12 protein-coding genes are annotated in these 12872 nt (G+C 37.2%); 6 read left to right on the forward strand and 6 right to left on the reverse strand.

From position 1 onward, the window contains the following. The first annotated feature begins 4 nt into the window (after positions 1-4). From H4J73_RS12800 to H4J73_RS12815, 4 genes are read left to right on the forward strand one after another with little or no spacing between them, the layout of a single operon-like run. The gene (locus tag H4J73_RS12800) at positions 5-739 is read left to right on the forward strand and encodes a uroporphyrinogen-III synthase (protein ID WP_182178645.1); all 735 of its coding nucleotides are present in this window, start codon (positions 5-7) and stop codon (positions 737-739) included. After that, positions 732-2111: a uroporphyrinogen-III C-methyltransferase gene (locus tag H4J73_RS12805; RefSeq protein WP_182178647.1), complete on the forward strand. Its 1380-nt coding sequence runs from the start codon at positions 732-734 to the stop codon at positions 2109-2111. Before H4J73_RS12800 ends, H4J73_RS12805 begins: the two co-directional genes overlap by 8 nt. Further along, a complete protein-coding gene (locus tag H4J73_RS12810; protein ID WP_182178649.1) occupies positions 2111-3361 on the forward strand; it encodes a heme biosynthesis HemY N-terminal domain-containing protein in 1251 nt (416 codons plus the stop codon). Before H4J73_RS12805 ends, H4J73_RS12810 begins: the two co-directional genes overlap by 1 nt. Further along, a complete protein-coding gene (locus H4J73_RS12815; protein ID WP_182178651.1) occupies positions 3358-3996 on the forward strand; it encodes a hypothetical protein in 639 nt (212 codons plus the stop codon). The genes H4J73_RS12810 and H4J73_RS12815 overlap by 4 nt, the downstream gene beginning before the upstream one ends. Before the next feature lie 570 nt (positions 3997-4566). Here the strand turns inward: H4J73_RS12815 and arfA are convergent. From arfA to trxA, 5 genes are all read right to left on the reverse strand, one after another. Further along, entirely contained in the window at positions 4567-4767 is a 201-nt protein-coding gene (gene arfA / locus H4J73_RS12820; RefSeq protein ID WP_182178653.1) for an alternative ribosome rescue factor ArfA, read from the reverse strand. Between the two features lie 78 nt (positions 4768-4845). After that, positions 4846-5541: an NAD(P)H-flavin reductase gene (gene fre, locus H4J73_RS12825; protein ID WP_182178655.1), complete on the reverse strand. Its 696-nt coding sequence runs from the start codon at positions 5539-5541 to the stop codon at positions 4846-4848. 53 nt (positions 5542-5594) lie between these two features. Next, positions 5595-7097 (reverse strand): 4-hydroxy-3-polyprenylbenzoate decarboxylase, encoded by a 1503-nt coding sequence (gene ubiD / locus H4J73_RS12830; protein ID WP_182178657.1) that lies wholly within the window; start codon positions 7095-7097, stop codon positions 5595-5597. A gap of 140 nt (positions 7098-7237) precedes the next feature. Continuing rightward, the gene (gene rho, locus H4J73_RS12835; protein WP_182178659.1) at positions 7238-8497 is read right to left on the reverse strand and encodes a transcription termination factor Rho; all 1260 of its coding nucleotides are present in this window, start codon (positions 8495-8497) and stop codon (positions 7238-7240) included. Between the two features lie 211 nt (positions 8498-8708). Next, positions 8709-9035, reverse strand: a complete 327-nt coding sequence (gene trxA / locus H4J73_RS12840) for a thioredoxin TrxA (protein ID WP_182178661.1) — start codon at positions 9033-9035, stop codon at positions 8709-8711. A 177-nt stretch (positions 9036-9212) separates the two neighbouring features. On the opposite strand from trxA, the gene rhlB reads away from it, so the two are divergent. Further along, entirely contained in the window at positions 9213-10475 is a 1263-nt protein-coding gene (gene rhlB / locus H4J73_RS12845; RefSeq protein WP_182178663.1) for an ATP-dependent RNA helicase RhlB, read from the forward strand. Between the two features lie 6 nt (positions 10476-10481). Further along, the gene (locus H4J73_RS12850; protein ID WP_182178665.1) at positions 10482-12017 is read left to right on the forward strand and encodes a guanosine-5'-triphosphate,3'-diphosphate pyrophosphatase; all 1536 of its coding nucleotides are present in this window, start codon (positions 10482-10484) and stop codon (positions 12015-12017) included. Here the strand turns inward: H4J73_RS12850 and H4J73_RS12855 are convergent. Beyond that, positions 12014-12865, reverse strand: a complete 852-nt coding sequence (locus H4J73_RS12855) for a DMT family transporter (protein WP_182178666.1) — start codon at positions 12863-12865, stop codon at positions 12014-12016. The two genes, H4J73_RS12850 and H4J73_RS12855, sit on opposite strands and share 4 nt — an antisense overlap. Between the last annotated feature and the right edge of the window lie 7 nt (positions 12866-12872).

Raw genomic sequence — 12872 nt, forward strand, 5'->3', positions numbered from 1 at the left:
GGTTTTGATTACACGCCCTGAAAAATCAGGGCGTGCTTTAGCACAACAGCTAAAAAGTATCGGCATAAAAAGTTGGTGCCAACCATTTTTTGATTATCAAACGCTTGCTAGCAAAACGACTATTCAAAAACTCATTGAACAATATCCACATGCCACGCTTATTTTCGTGAGCGTAGCTGCAGTAGAGTTTGCGCATCGCACTTTTGACTTATCTTATTGGCAACAAAAAACTATTATTGCGGTAGGTAATGCGACAAAGGCAGCCTTAAAACGCTTTGGTGTTAACGCTATATCTCCTGATTATCATACCAGTGAGGGTTTGTTAACGCTTGATGAACTCGATAAAAAAAACATCAATGGTCAAAATGTTATTATTATTCGTGGTGACGGTGGACGAGAACATCTCGCCCAGGAACTGAGTATGCGCGGAGCAAACGTTCATTATTTAGAAAGTTATAAAAAAATTTGGCTTGCGTTAACACAAGACCCCGTTGAACAATGGAAAAACCAGCAGATTAATTGTATTGTGATTACCAGTAACGCTTTACTAGAAAGCATAATACACTTAATAAACAATTCAGACAGTGACTGGAAGAACAGCTGTTTATGGATTGTAGCGAGTGTACGTATTGCAGAACGAGCAAAGCAATTAGGCTTACTCAACATTGTTAATGCAAATGGTGCTAATGACCAAGCTATTCTTAGCGCTATCAATTTACATGGAAAAAATAATGACTGATAAAAAACAAGATGAGTCAAAAACGTCAGAAGAAAAAAAGTCTGAGCAAGGTTTTTCAACCTCTATTTCACTCCCCCCTACACCTGAAAAATCTCCGAGTGATGAGAAGCAACAATCTGTAACGAATAAAAATAAAGCGCCAGCCAACGAGAAAAAATCAACAATGAAATCGCCTGAAAAAGTGTCTACTCCTTTACCAAAGAAAAATTCTACTACAAATATACAAAAATTATCTAAGACCGCTGTGCTTTCCTTAATCATAGCATTAGCGGCAAGTGCTGGTGTCGGTGGTTTATATTATTGGGGTATGCAAAAACAAGCGGGTATCAAAGAAAATGTGTTGAAACAAACCCAGCAAATCTTGGCCAATAGCGAGCAAAAAACACAGCAAAACTTAGCCGGTATTGAACAGAAATTTAAGCAATTACTCGATCAACAACAAGCAGAATTCTCCAATCGCTTCACCAAGGATATCGCAAAAATAAGTGCCGACAGCCAAGTTAAAATGACTCAACTTGAAAAGACTGTTGAACGGTTATCACAAAATCAGCCGAGTGATTGGTTGTTACACGAAGCAGAATACCTTATTCGTATTGCCACGCGCACTATCTGGCTTCAGCATGATACAAGCGCAGCGATTGGTTTGTTGCAAGATGCGGATATGCGTTTAAAAGAACTCGACGACCCTTCTTTATTACCTATTCGTCAATTGATTCGTGAAGACATTGCACAATTAAAATTAATGCCGACTATAGATAACGAAGATACCGTTTTGACCTTAATGGCGATGAATAAGCAGCTTAAAAACTTACCGGTTAAATCTGAACGCATACCAAAAGATTTTGTAACACGAGTCGAATTGAATTTGTCAGAAGATATCGTGGACTGGAAAGTAAATTTAGATAAAACATGGCAATATTTTGCAGATAGTTTTTTCAAGATAAGCGATAGAAGTGGGACAAAGGAAGCCATTTTGTCACCGCAATTCCAACAAAATTTGCGTGAAAACCTGAGCCTAAAGTTACAATTAGTACAATGGTCAGCCAGTGAAGGCAAACAAAAAATATATAATCAAACCTTAAACGATGTAAAGCTCTGGTTGGAGCAATATTTTGACATGGATGAGATAGAAAATATAAATTTCTCTAAAGGTATTGAACAGCTAAAAAGTGAAATCGTAACTTTCGACTTCCCATCAACTCTTTCATCTCTCAAGGCACTTCGACAAGTGATGGCTGATAAACCTTTAAAGCCTATTATTGATAAATTGAACCAAGAAAATAATATTTTAGAACCTGAAGATAGAACACCTGAAGTCAAACTTGATCCTAAGCTAAAAGATCAGCGTAAAAGTTCAAGTGAGGCCGTATAATGAAACGAATAATATTATGGATCTTCTTAATGTTAACTTTTTTTGTTGTTATGGCTTTAAGCCCGGCAATAAGCGAAAAAGGTTACATTTTAATTTCTATGGGCGATAAAATTATAGAATTAACGATTGTTAGTGCTTGTATTATGTTAACGCTCTTATTTATTTCTCTCATCTTTCTACTCAAAATATTTGGTACTATTTCTCGTTTTAGTTTTAACACCTGGAACAAAATTGCTTTTGCTAATCGTCGCCGTGCCTTAAAAGATTTCAATCGCGGTATTGCTGCTTTTATTCTTGATGATCACCAGCAAGCTGAACATTTGTTAGCTAAAGCTGCTGAACCATCGATGTTTACTCGTACTGCTTATTTAATGGCGGCCGCGGCGTCATCAAAACAATCATTACGCTCGAACACTACTCATTATTTAAGCTTATTAGCACAAGAAGATCACACGGTTAAAACCTCAGGCTTAGAATCAATATTAGTGACGATTAAATTGTTGATGCTACAAGAAGATTTTACACAAGCACGCACCATTATTGATGAGCACCATAAACACATTGGGCATGACGCACGTTTATTAAGTTTAGAAATTGAATTAAGTTTGCATGAACAACGTTTTAATTATGTTATTGAGCAGTTGGTTTCAGCCCGAAAACAAAAAACCATTACTGATGAAAAAATAGCACAATGGGAAGTTATTGCCTTTTATGGTGCTTTTAGTGACACAATACGCCAAGAAAGCAACGACTCGCTTGCACAAATGTGGCAAAAGCTCGCACGTAAATTAAAACAACGTGAGTCAATACTATTGGCTTATTGCCAAGTATTAGCTGAGCATAAAATAACTGAACCACTCAACAAAATATTATTACCGGTTATTAAAAAGGGCGTAGATGATGCGTTTTTACAAAAAATTCGTCAGTTACCTATTTCTGCTACTGATGAGTTAATGAGTGCCGTACAAAAACACTTACACCATGATCCCCATAGTGGAAAATGGTTGAGCTGCTTAGCCAATTTAGCGGCTAAAGCTCAGCAACTTCCCATGGCAGAAAAAGCCTTTAATAGCTTAGTGAATCTGGAAGATAAGCAATACGACAGCATTGATTTACTGACTTTTTCTCACGTATTAGAACTACAGGGTGAATATAAAAAAGCCAACCAAGTATTGAACAAGATAGTCGCTCAAGCAGACAACCTCAACAATAATGCCCTAGCTATAAATAATGGAAATCAAGAAAAATGAATTTAACAATCGACTTTAAAAAACCTGAGATTGCAGGTGCTTTTGATTGGCAGCTTTGCCAAGAAATTAATGTAAAAAATGACAATGGCGACATTATCGCTAAAGCTGAAATTGAACTGATAACAATCAATAAGCACCGTGACGCTTTAGGCACTTATACGTTATTAGCGAATGAAGATACTGATTGGGAAATTCCATTAAACCTTTATTTTAAAGGCCAAAACCTTACACAAGATTTATGTGACCAACTCAGCATTATTTATGACACTAAAAAAGCTAAAACACATATATTACTTGAAGCGATCAGTGTTCTTCCCCAATACCGAAAACAAGCAGTAGGCCAATACTTACTTAAAGAGATTGTTAAGCACCATGAGAAAGCGCAATCTATTACGGTATTAAGCATGCCAATGCACCAATTTCTTGATGCGGATGAATGTGAAGATGAAATCATTAAAAATTATTATCAAGCTGTTGATTTACCAAATATAAAAGTATCATCAGATGAACTAGTCAACTTTTTTACGCATAGCGGTTTTATTGAATTTGATGTCGACGAAAGCCTACTAGAAGAGCCGTTGCCCTATAAAATATTTGTCGCTAGTCCAAAGAGTATATTAAACACTCTTAATTAAAGGTTTTTTATATTAATCATTCTATATTAAAGCATAAGAGAGGTACGTTATATTTCATATACACGGTGAATGGAAAATTGAAGTTCATGAAAACATTGTTGTCCAGTGGTTTTCTAGTTGCTGGAATGAAGAAGCTGCAATTGCATATGTTAAAGAATTTCAAGCTAAGACGACCCCTTTAAAAGGACATAACTGGGCTATTATTTCTTTATTTGAAGACTGGGAACTAGGTGTTCCTGAAATAGATAAACATATTGAAGCACATTGTAAATGGTTTAAGGCTAATGGTTGTATCAAAGATTGTCATATTTATACCCCAAGTGCCGCCAAAGAAATGCAACTGGAAAGGCTAATACCTCACACCGACGCATTTTATGAACGGCAAGTGTTTACTCATACTGAAGACGCAGTCAGTTGGTTGGCGAGTCACGGTTTTTTTATTGACCCTTTAGATGTAAAAAAAATAGCGAAGAAATAATCGTTATTTCTTCGCTATTGTTCGTCTCAGGTTTACCCTTTAGCTGAACTGCCAGTAAATTTTAAAAGCCTTATTTAATCAATGCTAACGTACTAAGCATTGATTAAATAAGGTTCTCTACCTTGATGTTTGCTGCTACGTTTGAATGACCCTTTACCTTTTTTAGCCTGCACCACCTGCAGTTTATAAACTTTAGAGGTAACAATAGCAGCAAAGAAGTTATCTTTAATCTGACCTCGCCCTATATCTGTCGCCATATTTTTCAATACTTGACCTTCGGTATTTTTACTCATTAATTTTACTCTTAAATAATAAAAGCCATCATAGTGATAGCTTTTTTGGGTTTATTTACGTGAACATGTTATTTTACATTAAATGTAGGCGAAAGCATCAGCAAACATATGTTCAACTAAAGCGCCTTTCGCTAAAAAGTCAGTGCGAACCGCTCCCACCATGTCAAAACGACCTGCTAGGTAAATATCATAATCGCCTAAATTATGAATATCCTGCATCACAACGTGGTGAACCATACCAACTTGCCCTTGCCAATTGTCATCTGGATTCTCTACAACCGGATGAAAAGCACCATTTTCTAAACTTGAAATGATTTTAGCTGTTTTTTCAAGCTCATAACAAGCACTTTGATCACGTAAGCCCCAATATACCACAACTTTTCGTGATGACTTTTGCGCAGCTAAAAGTTCATACATTGATTTTATATAAGAGAACCCTGTGCCTCCGGCCAATAATAATAGCGGACGTTCACTTTCGCTGCGAAGTTGTGCATTACCTAGAGGCATTTCAATGGTTACTGTATTGTTTGCTTTGATATGCTCAATAACTTGCATTGGATAACTGTCAGCGCCAGAAGCACCGATTTGTAATTCAATTAATGCGGCATCAGGCGCACTAGCAATAGAGAACGGACGTTTATCATCGTCACTCAACACAAAATTCAAATATTGTCCTGCTTGAAAATCGACTTGCTCACTTGGCTTTAATAGCGCCTTATAAACAAACTCTGTCAGTGATGTTAATGACTCTACCTGACACGTAATTTTATTCATTTATTTAAACCTTTCATTTTTTAGTTCTTGAAACTTGTTCAAGATAGCCATTATTAATTTTTTTCATTGGAGGTTGGAAAAATATTGAGTTCATCCCAAATATTATCAACGTCAGTTTTAATTTTTTCAGTCATCACAATAGGCTCACCCCATTCCCGATTTGTTTCACCAGGCCATTTGTTTGTTGCATCCAGTCCCATTTTTGAGCCTAAGCCAGAAACTGGAGATGCAAAATCTAGGTAGTCGATTGGCGTGTTTTCAATTAATACCGTATCACGACTTGGATCCATTCGTGTAGTCATTGCCCAAATTACATCTTTCCAATCACGCGCATTAATATCATCATCACAAACAATAACAAACTTAGTATACATAAATTGACGTAAGAATGACCAAACGCCCATCATTACCCGTTTTGCATGACCCGCATATTGCTTTTTAATCGTGACAATGGCTAAGCGATATGAGCAACCCTCTGGTGGTAAATAAAAATCTTGAATTTCAGGAAATTGTTTTTGCAAAATAGGAACAAAAACTTCGTTCAATGCCACGCCTAGAATTGCAGGTTCATCAGGCGGACGTCCCGTGTAAGTACTGTGATAAATAGGATCTTTGCGATGTGTAATATGCGTTACCGTCATTACTGGGAAGTTATCAACTTCGTTATAATAGCCAGTGTGATCCCCATATGGTCCTTCTGGAGCCACTTCTGTGGGGTCTAAATAGCCCTCTAAAATAATCTCAGCCGTCGCTGGTACTTCTAAATCGTTGCTAATACATTTGGCTACTTCGGTTTTTGCACCACGTAATAAACCCGCAAAAGCATACTCTGACAAGGTATCAGGCACAGGCGTTACCGCGCCTAATATAGTGGCGGGATCAGCCCCTAAAGCAACAGATATAGGATATTTTTCACCGGGGTTTGTTTGTTTAAATTCTTGAAAATCTAATGCACCACCACGATGTGATAACCAACGCATAATGATTTTATTTTTACTGATTAATTGCTGACGATAAATACCTAAATTTTGACGTTCTTTATGAGGACCACGTGTAACCGTTAAACCCCAAGTAATTAATGGTGCCACATCTCCTGGCCAACATTTTTGAATAGGTAATTTTGTTAAATCTACGTCATCACCCGAAATGACCTCTTGTTGGCACAACGGTTTTTTAATCATTTTTACCGGCATGTTAAGGACTTGCTTATAGACCGGAATTTTACTAATTGCATCACGAAAACCTTTAGGGGGCTCAGGCTCTTTTAACATCGCAAGTAGTTTACCCACGTCACGCAGCGCATGCACATCTGGCTGCCCCATGGCAAGTGCGACACGATCAGGTGTACCGAACAAATTAGTTAAAACAGGCATACCATGTGGTACACCGTTTTTATCAACAGGATTTTCAAATAATAATGCTGGACCTTCAGCACGTAGAGTACGATCGCTAATTTCGGTCATGGTTAAATCAGTAGAAATAGGTTGAGAAATACGTTTGAGCTGGCCTACTTTTTCTAGCTGTTTTATAAAGTCTCTTAAGTCACTATATTTCATAAACTTTAATCACTTACCCGCTTAATAATTTGGCTTGATTTTCTAATAAAAAACGCCAGAAGTTATTGCTAACGCTGGCGTTTATGTACAAGATGTACGATATATCGCCATCACACGTATGTGAATGAGCGACCAATAAACTATTTACGTTTCATAGAATCAAAAAATTCGTTATTGGTTTTAGTCATTGCTAATTTATCGATAAGAAACTCAATAGCACCAACTTCATCCATTTCATGAACAATTTTACGTAAAATCCACATTTTCTGTAATTCTGCAGGCTTAGTGATCAATTCTTCGCGACGCGTACCACTGCGGTTAATGTTGATAGCAGGGAAAACACGTTTTTCAGACACTTTACGAGAAAGGTGTAATTCCATGTTACCGGTACCTTTAAATTCTTCGTAAATAACTTCGTCCATCTTAGAACCTGTTTCTACTAGCGCGGTTGCGATAATCGTTAAGCTGCCACCGTGTTCAATATTACGTGCTGCACCAAAAAAACGTTTTGGACGATGTAAAGCATTAGCATCAACACCACCCGTTAGGATCTTACCTGATGATGGAATAACAGTATTATAAGCTCGAGCTAAACGTGTAATTGAATCAAGTAAAATAACAACATCTTTTTTATGTTCTACTAAACGTTTCGCCTTCTCAATAACCATTTCAGCTACTTGTACATGACGATTAGCGGGTTCGTCAAAGGTTGATGCAATAACTTCACCTTTTACCAAGCGCTGCATCTCTGTTACTTCTTCAGGACGCTCATCAATAAGTAATACCATTAACTCGGCATCAGGATGGTTATGAGCAATACTTTGCGCAATATTTTGTAATAATAACGTTTTACCTGCCTTTGGTGGAGCAACAATTAAACCACGTTGCCCTTTACCAATGGGAGAAGCTAAATCTAAAACACGTGCGGTAATATCTTCAGTTGAACCATTACCACGTTCCATGATCAAACGCTCATCAGGATGAATAGGGGTTAAATTTTCAAATAATATTTTATTGCGAACATTTTCAGGCTTGTCAAAATTAACTTCAGCAACTTTTAATAAGGCAAAGTAACGCTCACCTTTTTTAGGTGGGCGGATTTTTCCATGAATAGTATCACCGGTACGCATACTAAAACGGCGAATTTGACTCGGTGAAACATAGATATCATCAGGCCCTGCCAAATACGAAGAATCTGAAGAACGTAAAAAACCAAAGCCGTCTTGTAAAATTTCTAAAACACCGCCACCGAAAATGTCATTATCACCTTCTGCATGGGCATTTAATATAGCAAAAATAATGTCTTGTTTACGGTTTCGGCCTAAATTATCAAGCTTCATGGATGTGGCAAGCTCAACAAGTTCGCTTATTGGTTTTTCTTTAAGTTCGATCAGGTTCATAGTGGGGTTCTTTAACTATTTATGTTGAAGTGAGTTTGCCTGTTGGCATCATTGAAATTGGAGTTTGGTTTGAAATGTAGTTCATTAGAAAGCTAAATTTAGCACTAAATTTTAATCAGGTAAAGGATCAAAATTTGATCTGTTAGCTTTCTTCTTAATTATTAACGTAAATATACAAAAAAGGTTCGTAAATACGAACCTTTTATCTAAATTATAAATTGTTATCAATAAACTCTTTTAATTGAGTTTTAGATAATGCGCCAACTTTAGTATCAGCAACAACACCATCTTTAAATAATAACAACGTAGGAATACCACGAATACCGTATTTAGGTGGTGTTGCAGAGTTTTGGTCAATATTTAATTTACCAACCGTTACTTGACCAGCATATTCTTCTGCTATGTCATTCAATAAAGGTGCAATCATTTTACAAGGACCACACCACTCAGCCCAAAAGTCTACTAATATAAGGCCTGAGGCGGTAATTACGTCAGTATCGAAACTGTCATCTGTTAACTGAACAATTTTATCGCTCATGTGTATCTCCGTTAAAGTGTGGCATTTTGCCAATTGCTGACGATTATAACGCCATCATAATGAATTACCAACTTTGATCTTATAACTGTTAGCTATTTATAACATTAATTTATTATTTATGAATACATTTGCTCGATACCGTTTTTTATTAACTATATAACCTGTTAAGCTGTGCGCATGAATAAAACACACTTAACTGAAACTAAGTTCTCAGAACTTAACCTCGACACAAAAGTTGTCGCCGGTCTTGACGCCATGGGCTTTGAGTATTGCACTTCGATACAAGAGCAATCGTTGCCCATTTTATTGAAAGGTACTGATATTGCAGGCCAAGCACAAACAGGCGAAGGTAAAACAATCGCCTTTTTAGCTGCAACCTTTCATCACTTATTACAAAAACCAGATCCTAAGCATAATCAACCCCGTGCTTTGATCATGGCACCAACGCGTGAATTAGCTGTACAAATTCATCGTGATGCGAAAGAGATGGCAAAAAGCACCGGATTACGTTTAGGCGTAGTTTATGGTGGTGAAGGCTATGAAAGCCAACGTTTAGAGCTTGAAGCTGGCGTTGACATTCTAATTGGTACCTGTGGTCGTTTACTTGATTACATGAAGCAAGGCATTTATAACCTTAATAACATTGAAGTTGTTGTGCTTGATGAAGCCGATCGTATGTTTGATTTAGGTTTTATTAAAGACATACGATATATGTTTAATCGCATGCCTGCTGCAACAGCACGTTTAAGTATGTTGTTCTCAGCGACTTTATCTTTTCGTGTTAAAGAACTCGCATTTGAACACATGAATGAGCCAGAAAGTGTTGAAATTGCACCAGAACAAAAAACAAACACCCGTATTTCTGAAGAATTATTTTATCCTTCCAATGAAGATAAAATGGCATTATTGCAAACATTAATTGAAGAAGAATGGCCTGAAAAAGCAATCATCTTTGCCAATACCAAACATGTTTGTGAAAAGGTCTATTCACATTTAGAAATAGACAAAATCCGTGTTGGTTTATTAACTGGCGATGTGCCACAAAAGAAACGTTTAAAAATTCTTGAGCAATTCAGTGCTGGAGAATTAGACATTCTTGTTGCCACTGATGTTGCTGCTCGTGGTTTACATATTCCTAGTGTTAGTCATGTCTTTAATTATGATTTACCTGATGATTGTGAAGATTATGTACACCGTATAGGCCGAACTGGCCGCGCAGGCGCAACTGGACACGCTATTAGTTTTGCGTGTGAAGGTTATGTTTTTAACTTGCCTCCTATCGAAACTTATATTGAACATGCCTTACCAGTAAGTAAATATAATCCAGATGCTTTATTAACTGACTTTCCTACCCCTAAGCCTCGTCCTCGTCGCCATAAGCCTCAAAATGGTGGGCAAAATCGTGGCAGATCCGGTGGTAACAACCAGCGTCGGTACTAGCATAAAATGACGGTCACCCATACTGAGATTTCAACGCCTCTTTATGCGGTGATCGACTTAGGTTCAAACAGCTTTCATATGCTGATCACCCGACAACTGGCCAACAGTATTCAGGTAGTCGACAAAGTTAAGCGGAAAGTACGTTTAGCCTCCGGTTTAAATTCACATAATCAACTTAGCGAAACCGCTATTGCCCGTGGGCTTGAATGCTTAAGTTTCTTTGCTGAACGCCTACAAGATATTCCCCAAGAAAATATTCGTATCGTTGCTACAGCAACATTACGTCTTGCTGCAAATCGCGATAATTTTTTATCACAAGCGAATAAAATCTTAGGCCATAAAATAAACTTACTCAGTGGCAAACAAGAAGCTGAGAATATTTATTTAGGTGTCGCACATACCAGCTTTGGTGCTAAACAACGCTTTGTTATTGATATTGGTGGAGCAAGCACTGAACTTATTTTAGGTGACGGTTTTATTACCAAACAAGTTGAAAGCTTAAATATCGGTTGTGTCACCTTTAATAACCGCTACTTCTCTGATGATAGGTTATCTACTAAAAATTTTTCACACGCTATTTCTGCTGCAAAAAAAACGATTGCACCTTTCATTGCACGTTTTAAAAACACGGGCTGGAAGTTAGTATTAAGTGGCTCAGGTACGATGCAAGCGCTTACTGAAATTCAACAGCACAGCCATAAAACAACCGGAATTGACTTACTTTTTTTACAAACGATTCAACAACAATTAATTGAATGTAAAACGATGAGTAAGATTAAAATTGATGGGCTTACCCGGGATCGCTCCCCTGTAATAGCCAGTGGTGTCGCTATATTAATAGCACTTGTTGAAAGTTTTTCCATTGAAAAAATTCAACTATCAAGTGGCGCGCTTCGTGAAGGTCTTCTTTATAGCATGCTCCCTGAAAATACTGACGTTGATATCAGGCAAAACACCATTAATTCTCTTACTGAGAAATTTCATATTGATAGCCAACACGCCAAACGCATAAACAAACTAGCGACAAGCTTGTTTCACACCTATAAAGTTTTTTGGGAATTAGACGAGAATAACAGTTTAGCTATATTAAATGCAGCAGGTGACTTGCATGAGATTGGGTTGTTATTAGCCTTTAAACAGCACCAACAACATGGTGCCTATATATTAAAAAATGCTGATTTACCCGGTTTTGATCAAGTTGAACGGCAGTTATTAGTCGCCTTAGTCTTGTTGCATAAAGGTGAGATTGATCTTGAACTGCTGAGGAGTCAAACAGGGGGGAGCTTTCAACAAGCGAGCTATCTTTTGGTGATATTACGCTTAGCCATTATTCTTTGTCGACGCCGTAAAGATGATGCATTACCCGAGTATCAGACAACTATTATTAAAAATAAAGAGGGTGAAATTATTAATTTATGTTTGCCAACAACATGGCTTGCACAACATCCACTTATTGCTGACGAACTTCTACAAGAAAGCGTTCATTTAAAACAGGTGAACGTATCACTGAATATATTTTGTGAAACACTCGATAAGTCTTAACGATTAGTTCTAGTTGCCCAAACATTAGTAAGAATTACTATTCCTCCGCCAATGACCATCATTAACGTTATTTTTTCTTCTAAAAGATAATACGCTGCTATTGAACCATATATAGGCTCTAAACTTACCGCAATACTTGCTGTTTGCGCTTTAACAACTTTTAATGAATGATTAAATAATGTGTGAGCAACAGCGGTAAAAACGACGCCTAAAATAATTAAAACAGATAACTGCTGAAAGGATATAGTGATCGGATACAAAAACATTAAGGGTAATAAGCAGATTGTTGCCGAGCCATTCTGATAAAACGCAACTTTTTTAGCCGATATTTTAGCAACAAATTTTCGGTTCAATAATGTTAGCAGTGCAAAGCTAAGTGCGGATGCCATTCCCCATATAACGCCATTAATATCGCCAACACTTAAGTGACCCAATGGTAAAATAAATAAGATACCGACAATAGTCAATAAGGCTTGTATTAGCGCCTGATAATGGAATTTTTCCTTGAAAAACAACGGTTCTAAAAAACTAACAAAAACAGGGAAGCTTGCAAAAGTGATCAGACCTATTGCAACACTTGAGACTTGAATAGCATAAAAAAAACTCCCCCAATGAAAAGCGAGCACTAAACCGGTAAAGGCGAGCGGAAGCAATAGTGAGTTTTCTACTTTTAATGACTGCTTTTTAATGAATAAAACAAAAAGGGCAATAGCCGCTGCAGCAAAGACCGCACGACCGAAAACAATATGACTGGCAGGCATATTAAGCCATTTGGCAAAAAGACCCGATATAGCAAAAAGAAAGACCGCGCTATGAAGTGAAAATAATGACTGTTTGTAGCTGGGCATTAATACT

This window comes from Colwellia sp. MB3u-41, from assembly GCF_014076845.1.
Classification (GTDB): Bacteria; Pseudomonadota; Gammaproteobacteria; order Enterobacterales; family Alteromonadaceae; genus Colwellia_A.